The organism is Microbispora bryophytorum, from assembly GCF_006874465.1.
In the GTDB taxonomy this organism is placed as follows: domain Bacteria; phylum Actinomycetota; class Actinomycetes; order Streptosporangiales; family Streptosporangiaceae; genus Microbispora; species Microbispora bryophytorum.
The window spans coordinates 80,092-102,608 of record NZ_VIRL01000002.1; the positions used below are offsets into that span (position 1 = coordinate 80,092).

The following is a 22,517-nucleotide window of genomic DNA, read 5'->3' on the forward strand; positions in this document are numbered from 1 at the left end:
GGTGCTGGGGGGCGGGCCGCTGGATCCGGAGGTTCGGGCGCTGGCGTTGGAGCGGGCGGTCGGCGACGACGATGAGGATGTGCGTCGGGCGGCGCTGGAGGTGCTGGGGACGGGGCCGCTGGATCCGGAGGTTCGGGCGCTGGCGTTGGAGCGGGCCGCTGGCGACGATAACGCTGTCGTTAGGCGGGCGGCGCTGGAGGTGCTGGGGACGGGGCCGCTGGATCCGGAGGTTCGGGCGCTGGCGCTGGAGCGTGCCGCAACCGATCAGGATGAAAGCGTGAGAATGCAAGCAGCCATAACGATCTTGAGTTTTGAGGTCGATAGCCCTGCATTGGATGCGCTAGAAGCCCGAGGAGGAGTTGACCGGGACTGGATGATGGCGATGCGCGCACATGCAATGTCTCTCTCTCCGGAATTTGTTCCCGATAGCCTCCCGGACCTAGGTTTGGAGTCATGGTGGTTGAGAGGTGGGCTAACTCGTCGAGAGAAATAACCGCTAGCGCGAGGCCGGTCAATTCATTAAGCAGAAGGATCAACCGCCCCCGCTGCTCGATTGTTCGTGGCCCTTGGTCGGTGTCAACGCCGTCTGTGCGGGTTGGGTGTGGGGCTGCGGTGTACGTCGTTGGTGGACGGACACGCGAAGACGGCATTGACACCTCGGTCGGGCCACTGATGTCGGCAGCTATCGGGGGCGGGGAGAAGTGGCGCGGATCGTAGACAGAAGTGCGGCCCCGCCCGAGTGGGCGGGACCGCGTGAGTGCTGGGTCGTCTATCGCATCTCGCCGAGCAGCAGGGCATGCCACACCCTGCGGGCCTCCTCGATGGGCCAACGGTGTGTTTCCTCGACCTCTGGTATCGGTTCGGCCTGGGTGGTCTTGCGGATGAACGCCTGCCCGCCGGCCTGGAGCAGTTCGTAGACGACGGCCCGGCAGTCGCAGGTCCAGGCGAGCGCTCGCACGCGCCCGACCCCCTCGAACGGCTTATGCCAGACGAGTTCTACCTGATCTCTTCGGCGCATCTCCCAGTGCGGACTCAGGCATTCGTCCGGGTCTACGACGATGGCCCGCATCGCACCCGCCGCCTCACCGTGCCCCGCCGTTGGCCCAGCCGACGATCCACCGGATGGCGGACTGCGGTTGGTCGACCGAGGGCAACGGAACCACGGTCCCGGACTTCGGCAGCTTGATCAGAAAGCGGCGCGGCTTGTTCTCCTGATCGATGGTGACCGTCGCGACCTGTCCACCGAAGCCGTAGACGTCCAGCTCAGAGCCCGCCTTCTCCTGCACCGGGAACCCGGTCATCCGCAGGGTGATGTGGCTGATGAGCCGTGTACGGACGCCTCGGGAGCGGAGGAGGTCGCCGAGGGCGGCCAGGATGCCCGCCTGTTGGTTGGCGGTTCGGTTGCCGTTGGTGATCTGGCGCATGGTTCTCCCATCTGTCTCGCTGACGGGTTGAGCGTACGCCAACCTTCCTAGTCCTACCTAGCCCTTCTCCTAGGTACCTCTAGGTACCTGTGGTAACGACATGGAACGCTTTCGTTCCTACTCTTGAGCCCGTGATCGAGTTCCGGCCTGACCAGCTCAAATGGGAAGCCGTCCTCGAAGAGATACGACGGCGTATCCGGACGGGCGAATACCAGGTGGGGCACCCCATCCCTGGTGAACCCCGCATGGCCGAGGAGTTCGGCATCGCCAAGGGCACCGCACGCCGCGTCATCAACGAACTGCTCAAGGCCGGAGACGTCTACACCGTGCTCGGCAAGGGAACCTTCGTCGCCGACCCCGAGACCGGCGGCCCGCCCAGGAGAGACACCGAAGACGAGTGAAGGCCCCCGAACGAATCCGGAGGCCTTCTGCCTTCTATCGGTTGTCAGCGAGACGATGGAAGGCGCACCAAGCGTAGAGCCGATGGGTCGAGGTCAGTAGCGTTCTGCCGTGGCGCCGCCGGCCCAACCGCTTCGCGGCCCTTCGGGTGCCTACGGCATTGCGCCAGCCGCACCGCTTTCGCCCACGATCTGGCAAGGTCAGGCCGACTCTCCCCGTTCACGGGCGATCCGGCGGGCGGTGGCGATGCGTTGCCGGATCAGCTCGGCCCACAGGTATTCGCCGTTGCGGTAGCCGCTTCCGGCGTAGCGCCACTGGCCGACTGCGACCGTCTTCCGCTCGGCAGGATCAGGTAGGCCGCGCCGTTCCCGAGCCCGCTCGGCCTGGTGATCGGCCCGCACCTGCCGCAGCGCGCCGAGCGTGGTCGAGTAGTGGCGGCTCTTGGTCGAGAAGTGGCCCCGGTAGCCGAGCATGTGCGCCCACTGCCGCAACGGGATCAGCCGGTAGGCCGGATCGTTCCCCAGGGCGAAGCAGGTGTAGATCATGCGCCGGGCATGCTCGGTCACGTCCAGGCGCACGACATCGGACACCTCTCGGATAGGCCGGTCCACGGTCCCGGCTGACTCTGCCCCCTTCGTCGCGTACTTCGCGATGTAGGCCGCCACCCGCTGATCCGCGATGCCCTCAAGCGAGGTCGCGACGTAGATGGGGTCCACGTCGAGCTGCGTGCCCCACCGGCCGACGAACGACGGGTCACCGTCCGGCACGGGAACCGAGACCGCAGCCGCGGTTTCCCGAATCGCCTCCTGGAGCACGGGCACGGTCGCCCAGTACGGCGGACGATCGGACGGCCCGTCCGGTCCGTCGAGGCGGATCACGGCGTGGAAGTGGACCAGGCCCCGCGCCTGATACTCGGCCACCTTGGCGTAAGACAGCCGAAGTCGCCGTCGAAGCGCGGCCCGCGAGAGGCCGAGGTGCCGGGCGAAGGTCGCCGGTAGCGCCTGGGTGAAGCGCCGCCACAGCTCACCGGCATGGGCGTTCCACAGGACCGCGCCCCGGTAGTCGTAGCAGTCCCCGCAGATCGGTTGCCCGACCCGGGGATCGTCGTCTCCGTGCCGGACCCCGCAGCCTTCCGGCCTGCCGTGCTCGCACACCGGGTTGTCCCGCCGAGGACGGCACGGCAACACCTTGTCTCCCTTCATACGACGCGCGTGGACCGCGCCGAACGAGGGGGCCGTGAACGTGGCGAAGACGCGGGGATGAGCGCTGACGTCCTCGGGTACGCCCTTGCCGCCGCGCAGGCCGGACAGGATCAGGTGGTAAGTGTCGTCCCGGTAGACCTCCGAGCAGGCCGGGCACCGGGACGCGCGCCGGTTGCCGCACGCGGTCAGCAGGTAGCCGGTCGGCTCGTCGGCCGTCCAGTAGACGTCCAGCACTTCCAACCCGGCGTCGAAGGTGATCCGGCGTCCCTGTAGCCGGATCGGCTGGGCACAGCCGCCCGTCGCGCGCACCATCTCCTGCCACCGGGCGAAGTCCGGCATGGCGGCGCGTTGGGCGGCGGCCAGAACATCGGGGGAGAGGGGAGGAAGCTCGCTCACGCGGCGTCCCTCCCACTGTCGGAGGCGGTGTCGTGCGCGTCGCCGACGTACTCGGCACCGTGGATGGCGGCGAGCCGCCGCCACTTGTTGACGCCCCACCGGGGCGAGCGTTCGAGCTGCCGCTTGCACCACTCCTCAGCCAGCGCAGCCATTGGACCCAGTTCCTCGGGTACCAGCGGAGACCTCCTTTCCTCGTAGGAAGCCCCCTCGCGCGAACCCGGGAAAGACAAAGCACCAGCGCAGAGCAGACCGAAGGCAGGTCTGTAGTGCGGTGGTGCTTTCAGCGAGGCGATATGTGGAGTGTTTTATGCGACGGTGAACCGGTGAGCACGTCCAGGGGGCCTACCGCTGGGCCGGGTCCCTCCAGCGGAACGGCTTATCTGTTTTGTCGTTTGCCCGGTGGTTCCCCTGTGCTCGAATCTGTCGCGGCCGGTAGCTCGCTGTTGTGAACGTCTTTCCGCCCTGTCGCGGACGGAGCCCTTGCCCTTTCAGATGTACCACCCGGAGAACGTATTTAGCCAGGTCAGCGTTCCGCGCATGGCCCTTCTCGTGACTGTCCACCGTTGTTTGCTGGCGTTCACTGGCGTCCATTGGCGTTCGCTGGCGTATGTCTGCAGCCTTGAGTTTCCCCAGGAAAGATTGGCACCCTCGCCCAGGGCGCTGCGAGAATCGCCGGATGTTCGGCTCCCGGGCGTGCACGGCGACTGGTCTCGATGGGGAAGCGATTTGTCATGGCGTTGCGCGGCGGCCGAGTGGGGGCGCATTAGAATAACCCGGAATAACAAATTATGCGATATTCGGGCGAGTGTGATAAAGGTGGATATGGGGCCCATGCACAGATAGGGCCGGAACCCTCGGAAGCCTGCCGTGATCGTAGATCGGGTGATCGCGTGATCGGGTTGGTCCCCGTGGTCGCCGTCGTCGGTGATCGGGGCGTCGAGGGCAGCGCGCGAGTGACGGCAGACTGGGGAGCGTGCCTTCAGTGCTTCCCGACGGCGACCCCGTCCCCCCGAGCGGCGAGTTGCCGTCCGAGGCCCTCGACGGGCTCGGCTCCCGTCCGTTCGGCTTCTACGTCCACGTGCCGTTCTGCGCGACGCGCTGCGGCTACTGCGACTTCAACACCTACACCGCGGCCGAGCTGGGCCCTGGCGCCGCGCAACGCGACTACGCGGCCACGGCGGTCGAGGAGATCCGGCTGGCCAGGCGCGTGCTGGGAGACGCCGCGCCGCCCGTGGAGACCGTCTTCTTCGGCGGCGGCACGCCGACCCTGCTGCCCGCCGCCGACCTCGTACGGATCCTCGACGCCATCGGCGAGGAGTTCGGCCTGCGGCCGGACGCCGAGGTGACGACCGAGGCCAACCCCGAGTCCGTGGACCCGACCTACCTGAAGGAGCTGCGAGCCGGCGGGTTCACCCGCATGAGCTTCGGCATGCAGAGCGCGGGCGAGCACGTCCTCGCCGTCCTCGACCGGCGGCACACCCCCGGCCGCCCCGCCGAGGCCGTACGGGAGGCCCACGCGGCCGGGTTCGAGCACGTCAACCTCGACCTGATCTACGGCACGCCGGGGGAGAGCGACGACGACTGGCGTGCCTCGCTGGAGGCCGCGCTGGCCGCCGGGCCCGACCACGTCTCGGCGTATTCCCTCATCGTCGAGGACGGCACCAGGCTCGCCGCCCGGATCCGTCGCGGCGAGCTGCCGATGACGGACGACGACGTGGCGGCCGACCGTTACCTGATCGCCGAGGAGATGCTGACGGCCGCGGGCCTGAACTGGTACGAGATCTCCAACTGGGCCGCGGGCGACGAGGCCCGCTGCCGCCACAACCTGCTCTACTGGACCGGCGGCGACTGGTGGGGGGCCGGGCCGGGGGCGCACAGCCATGTCGGCGGCACCCGCTGGTGGAACGTCAAGCACCCCGTCGCGTACGCCGCCCGCCTGGCCGCCGGGGCCTCGCCCGCGCACGCCCGCGAGGTGCTGCGGGCGGAGGACAGGGCTGTCGAACGGGTCATGCTGGAGCTGCGCCTCGTCTCGGGCCTCCCGCTCGCGGACATCGCCCCCGAGGCCCGTACGGCCTGCGCGCGGGCGCTGGCGGACGGGCTGTTCGAGGTGGAGGCGTTCAAGGCCGGACGGGCCGTGCTCACGCTGCGCGGCAGGCTGCTCGCCGACGCCGTCGTCCGCGATCTGACCCCGTAGGACGGTCGGAAGACGGTCAGAAAATGGTCGCAGTGAGGGGATATCGGAAGCTCTTCCCGCTCCGGGCGGCGACCGCCCACCGGCGACGGCTGACCAGGTAGATCGCCGGCGTGCCCGCCATGCCCAGCGGCCAAGTGCGCGGTCAGGACGGCGAGGCGGACGCTTATGGAGCCGTGACGAAGTCGATCAGTTGTTCCACGCGGCCGAGCAGCTCGGGCTCCAGGTCGGCGTAGGTCGTGACCCGGCCCAGGATGTGCCGCCACGTCTCCTGGGGGTCCATCCGCCAGCCGAGGGCGTCGATCACGCCCTCCTTCCAGGGCACGCCCCGCGGCACGTCCGGCCAGGCGGCGATGCCCAGCGCCCGGGGCTTGACCGCCTGCCAGATGTCCACGAACGGATGCCCGACGACGAGCACGTCGTCGCCGGACACCCGGGCGGCGATGCGGCTCTCCTTCGAGCCGGGCACCAGGTGGTCCACGAGCACCCCGAGCCGCCTGCCCGGCTCGGGGCCGAACTCCTCGACGATGGCCGGGAGGTCGTCCACGCCCTCCAGGTATTCGACGACGACCCCCTCCACCCGCAGGTCGTGGCCCCAGATCTTCTCCACCAGCGAGGCGTCGTGGACGCCTTCGACGTAGATGCGGCTCTCCCTGGCGACCTGCGCGCGCAGGCCCTCGACCGCGATCGACCCCGAGGCGCTGCGCAGCGGCCCCTTCGGACCGGCCTGGGGGCGCACCAGCGTCACCGGCTTGCCGTCGAGGAGGAATCCTGCGGGCGTCAGCGGGAACACCCGGCGCCGGCCGAACCGGTCCTCCAGCGTCACGGCCTCCTTGTCGCAGGCCACCACGGCGCCGCAGAAGCGGCCCTCGGCGTCTTCGACCACGAGGTCGGGCTCGGCCGCGATCTCGGGGATCTGCCCCCGCCGTGGCCGCCGCCAGTCTCCGGAAAGCACGTCCCGCCCGTACATGCGGGGAACGCTAGCAAATCACGCCGGGCGGCGGCGGGCCGTGGAGCGGCGCGCGAGCACGACGACGGTCACGATCAGCGCGGCCAGGAAGCCGACGGTGGGCAGCGCCAGCAGCGCGACGGCGCCGCCCGCCAGCAGGCCGGCCACGCCGGTGAGCTGCTTGCCGACGCCGAAGCGCACCTCGTCGCCCTCGCAGGAGAGCTGATAGGTGCCCGCCTCGGGGACACCGGCCTCGAACAGCAGCTCCCAGGTCGTCCCGTTCAGCGTGAGGGTCTGAGAGACGGCCGGCGGGGTCAGCCGCACCCGCGGGTCGGCGCCGTCGCCGAGCTGACAGCGGACGTCGGTGGGCTGGTCGACGGCCGCGTAGATCGCGGGCTTGTCCGCCGGGTCGAGCGCGACGGTCACCGACTGCCCGCCGGAGAAGATCGTGGTGGGCGCGGCGTCGCCGAGCGTGGAGAACAGGCCGCCGGTGAACCCGCCGGCGCCCGCCACCAGCAGGACGACGAAGAGCACCCAGGAAAGGAGGATCCACAGCAGCCGGGGCCGGATCGGCAGGGGGCCGGCGTACGGCGAGGCAAAGGGGTGCGGCATCCGCAGGGTAACGTCGGCCGGCGAGGAGGTCTGGTTCTCGTGCATGGGTGAAGAGTCGACCATGCGGCTTGTGGTCGATTTGCAGCTCGCTTGTCCTGGTGCCGTCGCGTTATCGCACCACGTGGGGTGGTAGCCGTACACTTGGCACTCGGGAACACAGAGTGCCAGAGTCGGTGTTTCCAGGCACAGGGAGGTGACGATTGCTCGACGACCGCAAACTCGCCGTCCTGCGCGCCATCGTCGAGGACTACGTGTCCACCAACGAGCCCGTGGGATCCAAGGCCCTGGTGGACAGGCACAACCTCGGCGTCTCCCCGGCGACGATCCGCAACGACATGGCGGCGCTGGAGGAGCAGGGATACATCACCCAGCCGCACACCAGTGCGGGCAGGGTGCCGACCGACAAGGGATATCGCCTCTTCGTCGACCGGCTGTCGCAGATCAAGCCGCTGTCGGGCGCGGAACGCAGGGCCATCGAGACCTTTCTCGCCGGGGCGGTGGACCTCGACGAGATCGTCATGCGCACGGTGCGGCTGCTCGCGCAGCTCACCCGGCAGGTCGCGGTGGTCCAGTACCCCTCGCTCACCAGGTCGTCGGTGCGTCACGTGGAGATCGTCCCGCTCGCGGAGCGCCGGGTCATGCTGGTGCTGATCACCAACACCGGGCGGGTCGAGCAGCGTGTGGTCGACCTGCCGGAGGACATCGCCGACGACCGGGTCGCGAACCTGCGCGCCGTGCTCAACGCGTGCCTGGACGGCTGCGGCCTGTCCCGGGTGCCGGAGACCGTGGCCGACGTTCCCGAACGCCTGCCTCCCGAGGACAGGCCCGTGGCGGTCACGATCCTGTCCGTGCTGCTCGAGACGCTCGTCGAGCGGCACGAGGAGAAGATTGCTTTTGGTGGGACGGCCAACCTCGCCGCCGCCGACTTCAGCATCGGCCTGCGGGACGTGCTGGAGGCGCTGGAGGAGCAGGTCGTCCTCATCCGCCTGCTGGGAGAGACCGGCGGGCTGTCCGGACTGACCGTCCGCATCGGATCCGAGAACCCCTACAGCGGGCTACGTGGCACCTCTATCGTGGCCGCGGGATACGGTGCGGGCGACAGAGAACTGGCCCGGCTCGGAGTGCTGGGCCCGACACGAATGGACTATCCGGTGACGATGGGTGCGGTGCGCGCGGTGGCGCGTTACGTCGGCCAGATCCTGGCGGGGTCATAAGTGTCCAACGACTACTATGCGACCCTTGGCGTACGGCGCGACGCCAGCCAGGAAGAGATCAAGAAGGCGTACCGCCGTCTCGCTCGTGAGCTGCACCCGGACGTCAACCCCGATCCGGAGACCCAGGAGCGGTTCAAGGAGATCAACCAGGCGTACGAAGTGCTGTCCGACGCGGGCAAGCGCCGCATGTACGACATGGGCGCCGATCCGTTCGGCGGCGGCGCCGCGGGGGCCGGAGCAGGCGGCTTCGGCGCGGGCTTTCCGTTCAGCGACATCATGGACGCCTTCTTCGGCTCGGCGGGCGGCACGCGGGGGCCCAGGTCCCGTGCCCGCCGTGGCCGCAACGCCACCATCAGGGTCGAGCTCGACCTGTCGGAGGCGGCCTTCGGCACGACCCGCGAGATCGTGGTCGACACGGCCGTGGTCTGCGAGGTCTGCCAGGGCTCCGGGGCGGCGGCCGGCACCCACCCCGACACCTGCGACATGTGCCACGGGCGCGGCGAGGTCTCGCAGGTGACCCGTTCGTTCCTCGGCCAGGTCATGACCTCCCGTCCCTGCCCCCAGTGCGGCGGCTTCGGCAGCGTCATCCGGCACCCCTGCATGGAGTGCTCGGGCGAGGGACGGGTCAGGACCCGGCGCACGATCAAGGTCAGGATCCCGGCCGGCGTCGAGGACGGCACGCACATCCAGCTCGCCGGCGAGGGCGAGGTCGGCCCCGGTGGCGGGCCTCCCGGCGACCTGTTCCTGGAGATCGCCGAGCGGCCGCACGAGATCTTCGAGCGACGCGGCGACGATCTGCACTGCACGGTCCACATCCCGATGACCGCAGCCGCGCTCGGCACCCTGATCACGGTCGAGACCCTCGACGGACCCGAGGAGATCGACGTGCGGCCCGGCACCCAGGCCGGTCAGGTCATCCCCCTGTACGGCAAGGGCGTTCAGCGGCTCAACGAGACCGGCAGGGGCGACCTGCTGATCCACGTGAACGTCGAAACGCCGACCAAGCTTGACCCGCCGCAGGAGGAACTACTGCGCGAGCTGTCGAAACTGCGTGGGGAGGAGCGGCCGGCCGGCAAGTTCTCCCCGGGGCAGCAGGGCTTCTTCTCCCGCCTGCGGGACGCCTTCAACGGCCGCTGAGCTGATCGCATGAGTGTTCCCGTGTTCCTGTCGGACGCGGCCGGCCAGGCGGCGGACACGATCGTCCTCGACGGTCCGGAGGGGCGGCACGCCGCCGCCGTACGCCGCCTGCGCCCGGGGGAGCGGATCGACCTGACCGACGGCGCGGGGCGGGTGGCCGAGTGCACGATCACGGCGGCCGGCCGGGACTCGCTGACCGCGGAGGTGCTGCGCCGGTTCGAGGTCCCGCCGCCCCGGCCCAGGCTGGTCGTCGTCCAGGGCCTGCCCAAGGGCGACCGGGGCGAGCTCGCGGTCGAGATGATGACCGAGGCGGGGGTCGACGTGATCGTCCCCTGGGCCGCCTCCCGTTGTGTGACCCAGTGGAAGGGCGACCGGGCCGCCAAGGCCCTCGCCCGCTGGCGCGGCACGGCCCGCGAGGCGGCCAAGCAGGCCCGGCGCTTCCACCTGCCCGTGGTGACCGAGCAGGCCACGACCACGGCGGTCGGCTCGCTCGTCTCGGCGGCGGCGCTCGCGGTCGTCCTGCACGAGGAGGCCGCCGAGCCGCTGAGCCGCCTGCCTCTGCCGGAGGAACCGGGCGACATCGTGGTGATCGTCGGCCCGGAGGGCGGCGTCACCGACGAGGAGATCGCCACGTTGCGGGCCGCGGGAGCCACGCCGGCCCTGTTGGGGCCGACGGTGCTGCGCACCTCGACGGCGGGCGTGGCCGCGGCGGCCGTCCTGCTGTCCCGCTGCGGGCGCTGGTGAGAGCCGGTTGAGACGGCGCCGGTGATCGGGCGGGGCGCCGGTCGTATCCCCGGATGAGCGGCGGGCCGGGTCAGGGCGAGGGCGACGGGCTCGCCGACTCGGGGGTGGCCGTCACCGTGGGCGCCGTGGTCGTCGGGGTGACCGGGGGCGCGGACCTGGTGGGCGGAGCCGTCGAGGGACGGCGCGAGGCCGAGGGCGTCACCGCGGGCGGCTGCGTCACCGACGTCGGTGAGCACGTCGGCGGGACGACCGCGTCGGGCTCGATCACCCCGGGCTGGGGGGTGGGCGTGACGCAGGGATCGGACGGCGACGGCGACGGCCTGGTGGTCACGCCCACCCTGTGCGTCGGCGACGGAGTGGGCCGTTCGCGGGACGGGCTCGGCATGACGGGCACGATCACGACCGGACGCGAGGGCGGCAGGTTGGGGGGCCGGGTCACCGACGAGGTGTCCGTCTGGTCCTCGCGCTCGTCACCGGCGGGGGCGATGCCCGTGGACTGCGCCACCTGGTCGCGCAGGCTGGGGACGATCATCACGACCGTGCCCGCGACGAGCACGGCCCCCGCGGCGGCCGCTCCGATGCGCCACCACAGCATGTTCCGCAGGCCGCGCAGACCGCGCCGGTCGATGCGCCCGCGGATGATTTCGAGTCCTTCGGGAGACGGCACGACCGAGTCCGCCTCCGCGCGCAGGGCACGGCGGAGCAACTCGCCGTACTCGTCGTCGGGCGGGAAGGTCATGAGAACTGCTCCAGTGCCATCCGTAGTGCGGCCATGCCGCGGGCCGTGTGACTCTTCACCGCGCCCTTGCTGATCCCCATCGCGTGTGCGATCTCGGCCTCTGACAGATCGCCGTAGTATCGCAGCACCAGCGCCTCGCGCTGGCGGGTCGGTAAACCTCGGAGTGCCTCGATGACGGCGGAACGCTCCAGCTCACCGATCGCGCCGTTCTCCGCGCTCGGCGCGTCCGGCAGCCCCTTGGGCGCGTACTTCTCGACGACCGCGCGGTGCCGCAGCACGGAACGCGAGCGGTTCACGACCGATTGGCGAAGGTAGGCCAGTGCCTTGTCGGTGTCTCTCAGCCTGCGCCAGGCGCCGTGAAGGGCGACGAACGCATCCTGAACGACCTCTTCCGCGCTGGCGACATCACGCACCAGCAGCACGGCGAGACGCACCAATGACCGATAGTGGGCGCTATAAAGCGCCGTCACGGCCATGTCGGCATCCCATCCGACGGGCACCGTTCCCAACGACCTGTCGGCCACGAGGGTCTCGGTGGTCACATCAATAGGACGCTCGTCATCCCCGGGGGGTTTACGTTCTTCCGAATCATTAGGGGGCATGGCCCAGCGGTGTCCTCGCCCGACACTAGGGGGGTTTTCTGGTGCAGTCTCGCACACTCACACTAGCCGGGGGGATCATTGCAGTCATCGATTACCGTCAACGGCTAGGCTTTCGCGCGTGAGCGACTGCCTCTTCTGCAAGATCGTGGCCAAGGAGGTTCCGGCGGACATCGTCCTGGAGGCCGGACGGGCGCTGGCCTTCCGCGACATCAACCCGCAGGCCCCCACCCATGTCCTCGTCGTGCCCAAGGCTCACCATGAGAACGCCGCCGTGCTGGCGGCGGCCGACGACGGCCTGACCGACGACCTCCTCAAGACCTGCCATGCGGTGGCCGTGCTGGAGGGCGTGGCCGAGACCGGCTACCGGATCGTGTTCAACACCGGGGCGGGGGCAGGGCAGGAGGTCTTCCACGTCCACGCGCACGTTCTGGGCGGCCGGGACCTCACCTGGCCCCCCGGCTGAGCGGCAGTGCCCGGCCCCCAGGATTCGCCCGGACGGGGCGGTGTCCGCAGTGGTGCGCCGCGAGGCGCCGCTCCGGGTGACGCGACGGGGCGGAGATTGGGGGGAGGGCACTACCATGAGAAGGAACTAGGGAGGCGATCAGGGCCGCAAGGGCCGCCCATGTCCGAGTCACAGCACATCCACAAGACCCAGGCCAAGGTAGTCATCCCAGAGGGGCAGCCGATGGTCAGCCTCCTCGGGTCGGGTGACGAGCTGCTACGGGTCATCGAGAGCGCCTTCGGCGCTGACATCCACGTGCGGGGCAACGAGATCACTATCACCGGCAGTCCGGAGGAGAGCGGCGTCGTCGTCCGCCTCTTCGAGGAGCTGGTGGAGTTGGTCGGCTCGGGTGCCGAGCTGTCCCCAGACGCGGTCGAGCGCAGCATTCACATGCTGCGGCAGGCCACCGACCGTCCGGCCGAGGTGCTGTCCCTGGACATCCTGTCCTCGCGGGGCCGCACCATCCGCCCGAAGACGGTCAACCAGAAGCGGTACGTCGACGCGATCGACAAGCACACCATCGTCTTCGGCATCGGTCCCGCCGGCACCGGCAAGACGTACCTGGCGATGGCGAAGGCCGTGAAGGCCCTGCAGAACAAGCGGGTCAACCGGATCATCCTCACCCGCCCCGCCGTCGAGGCGGGGGAGCGGCTCGGCTTCCTGCCCGGCACGCTCTACGAGAAGATCGACCCGTACCTGCGGCCGCTGTACGACGCGCTGCACGACATGCTCGACCCCGATTCGATCCCCCGCCTGATGTCGGCCGGGACGATCGAGGTCGCGCCGCTCGCCTACATGCGCGGCCGGACGCTCAACGACGCCTTCATCATCCTGGACGAGGCGCAGAACACCTCGCCCGAGCAGATGAAGATGTTCCTGACCCGGCTCGGCTTCAACTCGAAGATCGTGGTCACCGGCGACGTGACCCAGATCGACCTGCCCGGCGGGCAGGACAGCGGCCTGAAGGTCGTCCAGCACATCCTCGAGGGCATCGAGGACATCCATTTCAGCAGGCTGACCAGCGCCGACGTCGTTCGGCACAAGCTGGTGAGCGACATCGTCGACGCATATGGCCGTTACGACGCCGCGATGGCCTCGGAGCCGCGCGTGATCAACAAGCGGCCGCGGAACAACCGGCGGTGAGCGCGACCATGACGGGTGAGGAGACCCCGTGAGTATCGAGGTGGCCAACGAGTCCGGCGTCGAGGTCGACGAATCGGCGCTGGTCGAGCTGGCCGGGCACGTCCTCGGCCGGATGGGGATCAACCCGCTGGCCGAGCTGTCGATCCTGGTGATCGACGAGGCGGCGATGGCCGAGCTGCACGAGCAGTGGATGGGGGAGCCGGGCCCGACCGACGTGCTGGCCTTCCCCATGGACGAGCTGCGGCCCAACGTCGGCGGCCGGGACGAGGACGCGTCTCCCGACCCGGCGCTGCTCGGCGACGTGGTGCTGTGCCCCCAGGTGGCGGCCAAGCAGGCCGCCGAGGCCGGGCACGGCGCGCAGGACGAGCTGGAGCTGCTGTGCACCCACGGCATCCTGCACCTGCTCGGCTACGACCACGCCGAGCCCGAGGAACACGCCGAGATGTTCGGTCTGCAGGACGAACTGCTCAGTGCGTGGCGGGAGGTGCGGCGTAAGCCGTGAACGACGGCTGGCTGCTCTCCGCTGTCTTCCTGATCGTGGCCGGCGGCCTGCTGGCGAGCGCGGAGACGGCGCTGACCCGCATCTCCAGAGTGCGCGCGGAGGAGTTCGTCAAGGAGGGGCGGCGCGGCGCGGTGCGGCTGCAGGCGATCGTCGCCGACCCCCCGCGCTATCTCAACCTGGTGCTCCTGCTGCGTCTGAGCTGTGAGCTCGTCGCGACGGTGATCACCACGCTGCTGTTCATCGACTGGCTCGGCGACCGCGGGCAGGCGTACACCCTGGCGGCCGTGGTGATGATCCTGGTGAGCTACGTCATCGTCGGGGTCATGCCGCGTACGCTCGGCCGCCAGCACGCCGAGCCGGTGGCACTGGCGGGCGCGCCCATCGTGTACGGCCTGACCCGGATCTTCGGCCCGCTGCCCGAGCTGCTGATCCTGCTGGGCAACGCGCTCACCCCGGGCAAGGGCTTCCGCGAGGGTCCGTTCACCTCCGAGGCCGAGCTGCGCGACCTCGTCGACCTGGCCGAGCAGCGCCGGGTCATCGAGCCCGACGAGCGGGAGATGATCCACTCGGTCTTCGAGCTCGGCGACACGCTGGTGCGCGAGGTCATGGTGCCGCGCACCGACATGGTCTTCATCGAGCGCGGCAAGACGCTGCACCAGGCGCTCTCGCTGGCCCTGCGCAGCGGGTTCTCCCGCGTCCCGGTGGCGGGCGAGAACGAGGACGACGTGGTCGGCATCGCCTACCTCAAGGACATCGTCCGCCGGATTCAGGACACCGGCGACGGCGGCGTGCGGGTGGACGAGCTCATGCGGCCCGCGACGTACGTGCCGGAGAGCAAGCCGATCGACGAACTGCTGCGTGAGATGCAGGCGCGGCAGATCCACCTCGCCATCGTCATCGACGAGTACGGCGGGACCGCCGGCCTCGTCACCATCGAGGACGTCATCGAGGAGATCGTCGGCGAGATCGCCGACGAGTACGACCAGGAGGCCCCGCGGGTCGAATGGCTGGACGAAGGGGCGGTGCGGGTGACCGCGCGGCTGCCGGTCGACGAGCTCGGCGAGCTGTTCGACGCGGAGATCGAGGTCGAGGACGTCGACACGGTCGGCGGCCTGCTGGCGCACGCCCTGGGCCGGGTGCCGATCGCGGGTTCCGAGGCGGTGGTCGGCGGCCTGCGCCTGACGGCCGAGAACCTGGCGGGGCGCCGCAACCGGATCAGCACGGTCGTCGTGCGCCGCGAGGAGCTCGCGACGGGCGACGAGGTCGTGGCCGCCGGCGCCGACCACGAGTGACCCGTCGCCGGGACTGCAAGCGTTTTTCAACCGAGCTGCAAGCGCCCCCGGTCACTGTTGTCCCAGGCGCTCAGAAGGGGTTCGGGGCGTCTCGTCGGGGAGTCCGGCGCGTCGGGAGGGGGTTCGCGGCGCACCGGAGCCTCCCGTGGGGGATCCGTATTCAGTGCGGGGCTCTCACCCGGCTCGGGCTCGGGTGAGGGCCCTGTATTGATTACGCAAAGTGATTACCCGCTCGCGGTCGGGGGAAGGAAACCTCCGGCAAAGCGGGGAGGCGGGTATGCGCATCGTCTACACGGCCGTCGCGGGCTGCCTGGTCCTGGTCACCGGTGCCTGTGGCACGGGCGAGGTCACGTACGCCGCCGTCCGGGCAGCCGGCAAGGCGGCGGACGCGAACCGTCCGCGGACGGTGCTCGGCAAGATGGACGGCCTTCCCGAGGGGTTCTTCAGCCACGCGCGGGCGCCCTGGCGTCCGCCGTTCCGTCCCCGCGCCCGCGCGTGCCGCCTGCTGTTCGACGCGGCCGCGGGCAAACCCCCGAGTGAGGGGCTCAGCGGCACGACCGCCGCCACCTACCAGGGCGCGCACGCGGGTGAGCTCGCCGGGGTCGCGGTTGCCGTCTACGACGGCGGAGAGGCGGCCGGGCATCTCGCCGCGCTCCGCGACGCCCTCTCCCACTGCGCGACGGCCGACGGCGGCACGCCGTACGACCGGCTGGCGGCCGCGCGGACGCCGCTGCCCGGCGTCGGCGGACCGGACGCGGCGGGACGGTCCCTGTCCGGGAGGGTCGGCGGCTACCCCTACCGCATGCACGTGGTCGTCGCCCGCTCCGGCCACGCCCTGATCGCGCTCGTGCACGCGGGCCTGACCCCGCCCGACCCGGCCCGGACGGCCGAACTGGCACGGCTGCTCGTCCGTGAGGTCGGTACCCTTGACGCGTGACACAGACGCTGGACCCCGAGGACAACAAGATCATCACGCTGGCCAGGTCGGCGCGGGCGCGCGGCGGCACCTCCGAGGGCGCCGCGGTGCGCGACGAGACGGGCCGGACGTACGCCGCGACCACGGTGGCGCTGCCCTCGCTCCGGCTCTCCGCCCTCCAGGCGGCCGTGGCCATGGCCGTGTCCAGCGGAGCGAAGTGCCTGGAGGCGGCGGCGATCGTCTCCGAGGCCGACGACCCGGCCGAGCAGGACCTGGCCGTCGTCGAGGACATGGGCAACGGCACGCTGTTCCTGGCCGCCCCGGACGGCTCGCTGAAGGGCCGGTACATCTGACATGGACGCCGAATCGAGCGGTTTCCGTGCGGGTTTCGCCTGCTTCGTCGGCAGGCCCAACGTCGGCAAGTCCACGCTGATGAACGCCCTGGTCGGCACCAAGGTGGCGATCACCTCGTCCAAGCCGCAGACCACGCGGCGCGCCATCCGCGGCATCGTCCATCGGCCGGACGCCCAGCTGGTGATCGTGGACACCCCCGGCCTCCACCGCCCCCGCACGCTCCTGGGGGAGCGGCTGGACAGCCTGGTGCTGTCCACGCTCACCGAGGTCGACGTGATCGGGTTCTGCGTCCCGGCCAACGAGCCGATCGGCAAGGGCGACCGGTTCATCGTCGACAAGCTCACCGCCGTCAAGAAGACCCCGGTGGTGGCGGTCGTCACCAAGTGCGACCTGGCCACCCGCGAGCAGGTCGCGCACCAGCTTCTCGCGGTGTCCGCGCTGGCCGAGTTCGCGGAGATCGTCCCGGTGTCCGCGCAGGGCGGCGAGCAGCTGGACGTCCTCGCCGACGTGCTCGTCAAGCGGCTGCCGGAGTCGCCCCCGCTGTACGTCGGCGGGGAGCTGACCGACGAGCCGGAGCAGGTGCTGGTCGCCGAGTTCATCCGGGAGGCGGCGCTGGAGGGCGTGCGCGACGAGTTGCCCCACTCGATCGCGGTGGTCGTGGAGGAGATGAACCCCCGGGAGGGCCGCGACGACCTCCTCGACGTGTACGCCCACATGTTCGTCGAGCGCCCCTCGCAGAAGGCGATCGTGATCGGCCCGGGCGGCGCGAGGCTCAAGGACGTGGGCACCCGCGCCCGGCAGCAGATCGAGGCGCTGCTCGGCACCCGGGTCTACCTCGACCTGCGGGTCAAGGTCGCCAAGGAGTGGCAGCGCGATCCCAAGCAGCTGCGGCGTCTCGGCTTCTACGACTGACGGCCGTCACCGGCGGCGCAGCAGCGCGGCGGCGGCCAGGACGGCCAGCGCGACCGAGGCCAGCAGGCCGGCGAACCAGCCGTACTGGATCGTCGGATGCACCCGCAGCAGCCCGGAGACCTGGAAGTCGAGCCGCCCCACGAGGTCGCGCGGGTCGGCGAGGAACATGGCCAGTGCGAAGGCGGCCACCGAGCCGGGCAGGATCGCCAGCCCGGTGAACAGCCAGCTCCGCGCCGCGCCGAGCACACCGAGCAGCATCGCGGTGATGCCGGCGCCCAGCACGAACCAGCCGGCGCCGGCGTCCACGCCGCGCACGGCGTGGGTGAGCGACGCGTCGAGGATGCCGAACTCGGCGGTGAGGCCCGCCCACGGGAGCAGCGCGGTCACGGCCAGCGCGAACCCCGCGACGAACACGCCGGTGGCCCGCAGGACACCGGCCGCGCTGGTGCCTCGCCGCGGCCTGCCGGGATGCTGCGTGGGTTCCGACACGATCACCAGGCTACGGCCCGAGGCGGCCGGTTTCAGCCCTTGCCGTGCCCCGGAACCCGGTCCGAGCCGGTCCGAGCCGGTCAGGGCCGGTGAGGGCCGGTTGGCGGCGCTCCGGGAGCCGAGGCGGTCGCGGCCTCCTCGCCGTGCCGCAGCCGCACCCTGAGCTGGACCGCGTCCGCGCCGAGCGCGCAGACCTGCACGCCCGGACCGGCCAGCGGCAGCGCCGCCCAGCCGTCGCCCAGCACGGCCCGCCGCTCGCGCTTGACGTCCGTCACGGCGGGCGGGGCCCAGGCGGGTCCCGCGATCAAAGTTGAGCCGACGCACCGGGCGTCCCCGTGGACGGCCGGACTGTCGTCCACCGTCTCCTCGCCCACCAGGAGGTCCTGGCGCAGCAGGGGCCGCCCGGCCACGGTCGCGTCGAACCGCGCGTGGCCGCGTCCCGGCCGTTCGCCGTGCCGCCCGAAGACGATCTCCTCCCGCCAGAAGACATTGGCGTCCTCGGCGAGCGAGAGCCGTACGACGAGGCGGTGGGCGCACCCGGCGGCGAGGACGGTCGGCTCGGGGGAGAAGTGCAAAGTGGCGCCCGCGCCGACCCGCGCCCGCACGACCATGACCGAGGGGGCGTCGGCGAGACCCGGCAGCACCAGCGTGGCGCCCACCGAGCGGACCTCCAGCGAGGTGCCGGGGGCGACGTCCACGCCGAGTTCGAGGTGGTCGCCGCGCAGCGGGCCGGCGCCCGTCGAGACGAGGTGGACCCGCCGCGGGCCGGTCTGCCGCAGCGTCAGCGGAGGATCGGACCGCAGCGTCTCCAGCCGGGTCCGGCCTCCGCCCGCGGCCTCCGTTCTGATCAGCGCACGCGCGGTGACGGTCGTCATGCCGGTCAGGACGCCGGAGCCTGCTGGGCGGCCTGCTCGGTGGCGTTGCGGGCGGTGTGGTGGGCGGCGTGGTGGTGCGGCTCGCCGTGCTCGCGCTGCCAGGCGTCGACCATGTGCGTCGCCCACTCCGCCACGCTGTGAGCGCCTCTGTCCTCCCTGATCGACGTGAACAGCACCGGCTTGCCGTCCCGTACGGCCGCGGCGTCGCGGGACATCACGGTCAGGTCGGCGCCGACCATCGGCGCGAGGTCGGTCTTGTTGACGACGAGCAGGTCGGCCGAGGTCACCCCCGGCCCGCCCTTGCGCGGCACCTTGTCGCCGCCCGACACGTCGAGCACGAAGATCTGCCGGTCGGCCAGGCCCCGGCTGAACGTGGCGGTGAGGTTGTCGCCCCCGCTTTCGACGATCACGAGGTCGAGCGGCCCGAACCGCTCCTCCAGCGTCTCGACGGCGTCCAGGTTGGCCGCGATGTCGTCGCGGATGGCGGTGTGCGGGCAGCAGCCGGTCTGCACGGCGAGGATCCGCTCCGGGTCGATGACCCCCGCGCGCCGCAGGAAGTCGGCGTCCTCGGTGGTGTAGATGTCGTTGGTCACGACCGCGAGCCGCAAAGACGGCCCGAGACTGCGGCACAGCGCCGCCACCAGGGCGGTCTTGCCGCTGCCGACCGGCCCGCCGATGCCGAGGCGGAGCGCCCGCCCGTGTGGCTCGGCCGCGTCGTGGAGGTCGTCGTGGTAAGCGCCCATGCTGGGTACCTGCTCTTTCTCTGCGGTGGCCGGTGCGGAGCGTCAGGAGACGAAAAGCTTCATCGGGTTGGTCAGGTGTCCCTCCGCCAGGAGGTCGAGCGCGGGCGCGCTGTGCCCCGGCAGCGCGTGCCATCGTGCGTGCCATCGCGCCTGCCACGCGGCGTGCCCTGCCACGTGCCCGGCCGCGTGCTCTACGGCGTGCCCGGCCGCGTGCCCGGCCGCCTGCTCCGCCGCCTGCTCGGCCGCGTGCCCAGCCGGGGGCCGTCCGGGCTGGGGTCCCTGATGGCCGCACTCCTCCGGCTCGTCGTCCTCCGGGATCGCGTCGTCGAGCGACGCGCAGGCGGCGCGGGCCGTGTCGTCGAGCGCGGTGGCGAGATCGGCGAGCAGGCGGTGCACGGTGACCGGGTCGAGGCCGAGGAGCCGCACGGCCGCCGTGGCCGGGCCGGTGACCGAGGTGTACGCGGCGGCCAGCGCGGCCTGGCGGGGAGCGCAGCCCGCCGAGGCCGCCGCCGCGCCGAGCGCGACGGGATGGTGCGGTCCCTCCGGCACGGCCCGTGCGAGCGTGTCGAGGGCGGCCGAGGGCCACATCCGGCGGGCCGTGCGCAGCAGGAGCCGCCCCTGTAGGCGGGCGGCTTCCCGCTGGGCGGGCGAGGCGGTCCGGGCGTCGGCCTCGGCGTCCAGCCGCCGCCACAGCGAGACGGTGTCGGCGGTGTCACCCGGTGGCGGTGCCCCGGGGTCATGGGCGGCGCCCAGTTCCCAGCCGTCCTGGCCGTCCCGGCCGCCGCCGTCCATGGCGGTCCCAGGCCCGGTCGCAGGCCCGGTCGCAGGGCCGGTCGCAGGGCCGGTCCTAGGGGCGGTCCCAGGCCCGGCCACAGGGGCGGTTTCCGAGGCGGCCAGTTCGCACGCGGCGGCGGCGAGGGCGGCGGTGACGAGGCCGGCGGTGGCGAGTCTGCCGCGCAGGAACCGCGCCAGGTCCCCGGCGCCGGTGACCGCGCCCCGTCGCACGGCCTCCTCCACGCCGCCCGAGTGGGCGTGCCCGCCGGCCGGGAGCCGGGAGTCGGCAAGCAGCAGCAGCGCCGCGTCCCCGTTCACGTCAGAACAGGAAGTAGCGCTGCGCCATCGGCAGCGACTCGGCCGGGGCGGGCTCGATCAGCTCGCCGTCCACGTGGACGGCGAAGGTGTCGGGGTCCACCCGGATGTCCGGCAGGGCGTCGTTGAGGGGCATGGCGTCCTTGCGCCGGGCGCGTACGTCGGCCACGGGGACCAGCCGTCTGCGCACGGCCAGGCGGTCCGCCAGGCCGTCCTCCAGCGCGAGCGGCGCGACGAAGTGCAGCGAGGTCGCCGCGGCGGTGGCGGGGGCGGCGCCGAACATCGGCCGGGGGAGCACGGGCTGCGGCGTCGGGATCGACGCGTTCGCGTCGCCCATCTGCGCGTAGGCGATGACGCCGCCCTTGACGACGAGGTCCGGCTTGACCCCGAAGAAGGCCGGGCTCCACAGGACGAGGTCGGCGAGCTTGCCGGGCTCCACCGAGCCGATCTCCGCGTCCAGGCCGTGTGCGATCGCGGGGTTGATCGTGTACTTGGCGACGTAGCGGCGGGCGCGGAGGTTGTCGGCCGGGCCGTCGCCCGGCAGCGCCCCGCGGCGCCGCCTCATCACGTGCGCCGTCTGCCACGTGCGGATGATGGTCTCGCCGACCCGGCCCATGGCCTGGGAGTCCGAGCCGATCATCGAGATCGCGCCCATGTCGTGCAGGACGTCCTCGGCCGCCATCGTCGTCGGCCGGATCCGCGACTCGGCGAAGGCCAGGTCCTCCGGGATGGCGGGGTTGAGGTGGTGGCACACCATGAGCATGTCCAGGTGCTCGTGGTGGGTGTTGACGGTGTGCGGCCGGGTCGGGTTGGTGGACGACGGCAGCACGTTGGCGTGGGAGGCCACCGTGATGATGTCCGGAGCGTGGCCGCCTCCGGCGCCCTCGGTGTGGTAGGCGTGGATCGCCCGGCCGCCGATGGCCCGCAGGGTCGACTCCACGAACCCCGCCTCGTTGAGCGTGTCGGTGTGGATGGCGACCTGCACCCCTGTGGCGTCGCACACCCGCAGGCACGCGTCGATGGCGGCCGGGGTGGTGCCCCAGTCCTCGTGCAGTTTGAAGCCCGACGCCCCGGCCCTGAGCTGTTCGAGCAGCCCCTCCTCGCCGACCGTGTTGCCCTTGCCGAGCAGGGCCACGTTGACCGGGTAGCCGTCCAGCGACTCCAGCATCCGGCCGAGATACCAGGTGCCGGTCACGGTGGTGGCCTTCGTGCCCTCGGCGGGGCCGGTGCCGCCGCCGACGATCGTGGTGACGCCCGAGGCGAGCGCCTCGTCGAGGATCTGCGGGCAGATCAGGTGGACGTGGGAGTCGACGGCGCCCGCCGTGACGATCTTGCCGTTGGCCGCGAGGATCTCGGTGGACGGGCCGATGACGAGGTCCGGGTGGACGCCGTCCATGGTGTCGGGGTTGCCGGCCTTGCCGATGGCGGCGATCCGGCCGTCGCGCACGCCGATGTCGGCCTTGACCACACCCCAGTGATCGAGGATCACCGCGCCGGTGATGACGAGGTCGGCGGCCCCCTCGGCTCTCGTGGTGCGCGCCTGCCCCATCGACTCGCGGATGACCTTGCCGCCGCCGAACACGGCCTCGTCGCCGGCCCCGGCGGGCCCCATCGACAGGTCCTCGGTCACCTCGACGTACAGGTCGGTGTCGGCTAGGCGCACCCGGTCGCCGGTGGTCGGGCCGTACAGCGCGGCGTAGCGGGCGCGTTCGAGGCTAGACATCGGTCCTCCCGTCGAGGGGTCCGGCCCACTCGGGGCGAAGGCCGGGAACGACGCGGTTCCCCGCGAGCGGGACCAGCGTGACGTCGCGCTCCACCCCGGGCTCGAACCTGATCGCGGTTCCCGCGGGGATGTCGAGGCGGGTGCCCCAGGCCGCCTCGCGGTCGAACTCCAGGCCGGGGTTGGCGGCGGCGAAGTGGTAGTGCGACCCGACCTGCACGGGCCGGTCGGCGGTGTTGACGACTCTCAGGACGATCCGCTCCCTGCCGGGGTTCAGCGGCACGTCGCCTTCGCCGCACAGGATCTCGCCCGGAACGCCCTCGAAGCTCGGCGTATTCATGCCACCCCCTCGCCTGGCGGCTCGGGGTTTC

27 protein-coding genes are annotated in these 22,517 nt (G+C 71.4%); 13 read left to right on the plus strand and 14 right to left on the minus strand.

Annotated elements, in window-relative coordinates; all coding sequences use genetic code 11:
• A partial coding sequence (locus tag FLX07_RS36295; RefSeq protein ID WP_208762080.1) for a HEAT repeat domain-containing protein occupies window positions 1-493 on the plus strand: 493 nt, incomplete at its 5' end.
• Window positions 494-769: 276 nt separating this feature from the next.
• Here FLX07_RS36295 and FLX07_RS04580 read toward each other — a convergent pair.
• Both FLX07_RS04580 and FLX07_RS04585 read right to left on the minus strand, forming a co-directional pair.
• Window positions 770-958 carry a hypothetical protein gene (locus FLX07_RS04580; protein ID WP_142568187.1) on the minus strand — a complete coding sequence of 63 codons (189 nt, stop codon included), beginning with the start codon at window positions 956-958 and terminating at the stop codon, window positions 770-772.
• A gap of 124 nt (window positions 959-1,082) precedes the next feature.
• A complete protein-coding gene (locus FLX07_RS04585; protein WP_142568188.1) occupies window positions 1,083-1,424 on the minus strand; it encodes a hypothetical protein in 342 nt (113 codons plus the stop codon).
• Between the two features lie 131 nt (window positions 1,425-1,555).
• On the opposite strand from FLX07_RS04585, the gene FLX07_RS04590 reads away from it, so the two are divergent.
• Window positions 1,556-1,825, plus strand: a complete 270-nt coding sequence (locus FLX07_RS04590) for a GntR family transcriptional regulator (protein ID WP_076437814.1) — start codon at window positions 1,556-1,558, stop codon at window positions 1,823-1,825.
• 198 nt (window positions 1,826-2,023) lie between these two features.
• Here FLX07_RS04590 and FLX07_RS04595 read toward each other — a convergent pair whose 3' ends face one another.
• Together FLX07_RS04595 and FLX07_RS36300 are read right to left on the minus strand one after the other, a co-directional pair.
• Entirely contained in the window at window positions 2,024-3,421 is a 1,398-nt protein-coding gene (locus FLX07_RS04595) for a replication initiator (RefSeq protein ID WP_189104935.1), read from the minus strand.
• On the minus strand, window positions 3,418-3,573 hold the full coding sequence (locus FLX07_RS36300) for a hypothetical protein (protein WP_161628146.1): 156 nt from the start codon (window positions 3,571-3,573) through the stop codon (window positions 3,418-3,420). The genes FLX07_RS04595 and FLX07_RS36300 overlap by 4 nt, the downstream gene beginning before the upstream one ends.
• Before the next feature lie 821 nt (window positions 3,574-4,394).
• Between FLX07_RS36300 and hemW the strand changes: the two genes are divergently transcribed.
• On the plus strand, window positions 4,395-5,615 hold the full coding sequence (hemW, locus tag FLX07_RS04600) for a radical SAM family heme chaperone HemW (RefSeq protein WP_142568189.1): 1,221 nt from the start codon (window positions 4,395-4,397) through the stop codon (window positions 5,613-5,615).
• 163 nt (window positions 5,616-5,778) lie between these two features.
• Here the strand turns inward: hemW and FLX07_RS04605 are convergent, their stop codons facing one another.
• Window positions 5,779-6,582 carry a DUF3097 domain-containing protein gene (locus tag FLX07_RS04605; protein ID WP_142568190.1) on the minus strand — a complete coding sequence of 268 codons (804 nt, stop codon included), beginning with the start codon at window positions 6,580-6,582 and terminating at the stop codon, window positions 5,779-5,781.
• Between the two features lie 18 nt (window positions 6,583-6,600).
• Window positions 6,601-7,218, minus strand: a complete 618-nt coding sequence (locus FLX07_RS04610; RefSeq protein ID WP_142568191.1) for a hypothetical protein — start codon at window positions 7,216-7,218, stop codon at window positions 6,601-6,603.
• Window positions 7,219-7,373: 155 nt separating this feature from the next.
• Between FLX07_RS04610 and hrcA the strand changes: the two genes are divergently transcribed.
• Genes hrcA through FLX07_RS04625 form a run of 3 tightly spaced genes read left to right on the plus strand, consistent with a single transcriptional unit; the run spans window position 7,374 to window position 10,268 of the window.
• Window positions 7,374-8,387 (plus strand): heat-inducible transcriptional repressor HrcA, encoded by a 1,014-nt coding sequence (gene hrcA / locus FLX07_RS04615; protein WP_142568192.1) that lies wholly within the window; start codon window positions 7,374-7,376, stop codon window positions 8,385-8,387.
• Window positions 8,388-9,524, plus strand: a complete 1,137-nt coding sequence (gene dnaJ / locus FLX07_RS04620) for a molecular chaperone DnaJ (RefSeq protein ID WP_142568193.1) — start codon at window positions 8,388-8,390, stop codon at window positions 9,522-9,524.
• A 9-nt stretch (window positions 9,525-9,533) separates the two neighbouring features.
• Window positions 9,534-10,268 carry a 16S rRNA (uracil(1498)-N(3))-methyltransferase gene (locus FLX07_RS04625; RefSeq protein ID WP_142568194.1) on the plus strand — a complete coding sequence of 245 codons (735 nt, stop codon included), beginning with the start codon at window positions 9,534-9,536 and terminating at the stop codon, window positions 10,266-10,268.
• Window positions 10,269-10,338: 70 nt separating this feature from the next.
• Here the strand turns inward: FLX07_RS04625 and FLX07_RS04630 are convergent, their stop codons facing one another.
• Window positions 10,339-11,007 (minus strand): hypothetical protein, encoded by a 669-nt coding sequence (locus FLX07_RS04630; RefSeq protein ID WP_142568195.1) that lies wholly within the window; start codon window positions 11,005-11,007, stop codon window positions 10,339-10,341.
• Entirely contained in the window at window positions 11,004-11,483 is a 480-nt protein-coding gene (locus tag FLX07_RS04635; RefSeq protein WP_111697223.1) for a SigE family RNA polymerase sigma factor, read from the minus strand. Before FLX07_RS04635 ends, FLX07_RS04630 begins: the two co-directional genes overlap by 4 nt.
• Window positions 11,484-11,727: 244 nt before the next feature.
• On the opposite strand from FLX07_RS04635, the gene FLX07_RS04640 reads away from it, so the two are divergent.
• From FLX07_RS04640 to era, 7 genes are all read left to right on the plus strand, one after another.
• The gene (locus FLX07_RS04640) at window positions 11,728-12,072 is read left to right on the plus strand and encodes a histidine triad nucleotide-binding protein (protein ID WP_229689611.1); all 345 of its coding nucleotides are present in this window, start codon (window positions 11,728-11,730) and stop codon (window positions 12,070-12,072) included.
• A 159-nt stretch (window positions 12,073-12,231) separates the two neighbouring features.
• Window positions 12,232-13,254, plus strand: a complete 1,023-nt coding sequence (locus FLX07_RS04645) for a PhoH family protein (protein ID WP_142568197.1) — start codon at window positions 12,232-12,234, stop codon at window positions 13,252-13,254.
• Window positions 13,255-13,282: 28 nt separating this feature from the next.
• Window positions 13,283-13,756, plus strand: coding sequence for an rRNA maturation RNase YbeY (gene ybeY, locus FLX07_RS04650; RefSeq protein WP_142568198.1), 474 nt, complete (start codon window positions 13,283-13,285; stop codon window positions 13,754-13,756).
• A complete protein-coding gene (locus FLX07_RS04655) occupies window positions 13,753-15,048 on the plus strand; it encodes a hemolysin family protein (RefSeq protein WP_142568199.1) in 1,296 nt (431 codons plus the stop codon). Before ybeY ends, FLX07_RS04655 begins: the two co-directional genes overlap by 4 nt.
• A gap of 277 nt (window positions 15,049-15,325) precedes the next feature.
• The gene (locus FLX07_RS04660; RefSeq protein WP_142568200.1) at window positions 15,326-15,985 is read left to right on the plus strand and encodes a hypothetical protein; all 660 of its coding nucleotides are present in this window, start codon (window positions 15,326-15,328) and stop codon (window positions 15,983-15,985) included.
• Window positions 15,982-16,317 carry a cytidine/deoxycytidylate deaminase family protein gene (locus tag FLX07_RS04665; RefSeq protein WP_142568201.1) on the plus strand — a complete coding sequence of 112 codons (336 nt, stop codon included), beginning with the start codon at window positions 15,982-15,984 and terminating at the stop codon, window positions 16,315-16,317. The genes FLX07_RS04660 and FLX07_RS04665 overlap by 4 nt, the downstream gene beginning before the upstream one ends.
• 1 nt (window position 16,318) lies before the next feature.
• Window positions 16,319-17,230 (plus strand): GTPase Era, encoded by a 912-nt coding sequence (era, locus tag FLX07_RS04670; RefSeq protein WP_142568202.1) that lies wholly within the window; start codon window positions 16,319-16,321, stop codon window positions 17,228-17,230.
• 6 nt (window positions 17,231-17,236) lie between these two features.
• On the opposite strand, the gene FLX07_RS04675 is transcribed toward era, so the two are convergent.
• The 6 genes from FLX07_RS04675 to FLX07_RS04700 form a co-directional block, all read right to left on the minus strand.
• Window positions 17,237-17,719, minus strand: coding sequence for a hypothetical protein (locus tag FLX07_RS04675; protein ID WP_142568203.1), 483 nt, complete (start codon window positions 17,717-17,719; stop codon window positions 17,237-17,239).
• A gap of 80 nt (window positions 17,720-17,799) precedes the next feature.
• Window positions 17,800-18,594 (minus strand): urease accessory protein UreD, encoded by a 795-nt coding sequence (locus tag FLX07_RS04680; protein WP_142568204.1) that lies wholly within the window; start codon window positions 18,592-18,594, stop codon window positions 17,800-17,802.
• Between the two features lie 5 nt (window positions 18,595-18,599).
• On the minus strand, window positions 18,600-19,337 hold the full coding sequence (ureG, locus tag FLX07_RS04685; protein ID WP_142568205.1) for an urease accessory protein UreG: 738 nt from the start codon (window positions 19,335-19,337) through the stop codon (window positions 18,600-18,602).
• Between the two features lie 42 nt (window positions 19,338-19,379).
• On the minus strand, window positions 19,380-20,429 hold the full coding sequence (locus tag FLX07_RS04690) for an urease accessory protein UreF (RefSeq protein WP_229689612.1): 1,050 nt from the start codon (window positions 20,427-20,429) through the stop codon (window positions 19,380-19,382).
• Between the two features lies 1 nt (window position 20,430).
• Window positions 20,431-22,149 (minus strand): urease subunit alpha, encoded by a 1,719-nt coding sequence (locus FLX07_RS04695; RefSeq protein ID WP_142568206.1) that lies wholly within the window; start codon window positions 22,147-22,149, stop codon window positions 20,431-20,433.
• A complete protein-coding gene (locus FLX07_RS04700) occupies window positions 22,142-22,486 on the minus strand; it encodes an urease subunit beta (RefSeq protein ID WP_142568207.1) in 345 nt (114 codons plus the stop codon). The genes FLX07_RS04695 and FLX07_RS04700 overlap by 8 nt, the downstream gene beginning before the upstream one ends.
• Between the last annotated feature and the right edge of the window lie 31 nt (window positions 22,487-22,517).

Excerpts from the sequence above, each read along its gene's own strand:
- FLX07_RS04585 (WP_142568188.1), bottom strand. The coding sequence starts at position 1,424 with ATGCGCCAGATCACCAACGGCAACCGAACCGCCAACCAACAGGCGGGC.
- FLX07_RS36300 (WP_161628146.1), bottom strand. The coding sequence starts at position 3,573 with ATGGCTGCGCTGGCTGAGGAGTGGTGCAAGCGGCAGCTCGAACGCTCG.
- FLX07_RS04605 (WP_142568190.1), bottom strand. The coding sequence starts at position 6,582 with ATGTACGGGCGGGACGTGCTTTCCGGAGACTGGCGGCGGCCACGGCGG.
- FLX07_RS04610 (WP_142568191.1), bottom strand. The coding sequence starts at position 7,218 with ATGCACGAGAACCAGACCTCCTCGCCGGCCGACGTTACCCTGCGGATG.
- FLX07_RS04625 (WP_142568194.1), top strand. The coding sequence starts at position 9,534 with ATGAGTGTTCCCGTGTTCCTGTCGGACGCGGCCGGCCAGGCGGCGGAC.
- FLX07_RS04630 (WP_142568195.1), bottom strand. The coding sequence starts at position 11,007 with ATGACCTTCCCGCCCGACGACGAGTACGGCGAGTTGCTCCGCCGTGCC.
- FLX07_RS04635 (WP_111697223.1), bottom strand. The coding sequence starts at position 11,483 with ATGGCCGTGACGGCGCTTTATAGCGCCCACTATCGGTCATTGGTGCGT.
- FLX07_RS04645 (WP_142568197.1), top strand. The coding sequence starts at position 12,232 with ATGTCCGAGTCACAGCACATCCACAAGACCCAGGCCAAGGTAGTCATC.
- FLX07_RS04660 (WP_142568200.1), top strand. The coding sequence starts at position 15,326 with ATGCGCATCGTCTACACGGCCGTCGCGGGCTGCCTGGTCCTGGTCACC.
- era (WP_142568202.1), top strand. The coding sequence starts at position 16,319 with ATGGACGCCGAATCGAGCGGTTTCCGTGCGGGTTTCGCCTGCTTCGTC.
- FLX07_RS04680 (WP_142568204.1), bottom strand. The coding sequence starts at position 18,594 with ATGACGACCGTCACCGCGCGTGCGCTGATCAGAACGGAGGCCGCGGGC.
- ureG (WP_142568205.1), bottom strand. The coding sequence starts at position 19,337 with ATGGGCGCTTACCACGACGACCTCCACGACGCGGCCGAGCCACACGGG.
- FLX07_RS04695 (WP_142568206.1), bottom strand. The coding sequence starts at position 22,149 with ATGTCTAGCCTCGAACGCGCCCGCTACGCCGCGCTGTACGGCCCGACC.
- FLX07_RS04700 (WP_142568207.1), bottom strand. The coding sequence starts at position 22,486 with ATGAATACGCCGAGCTTCGAGGGCGTTCCGGGCGAGATCCTGTGCGGC.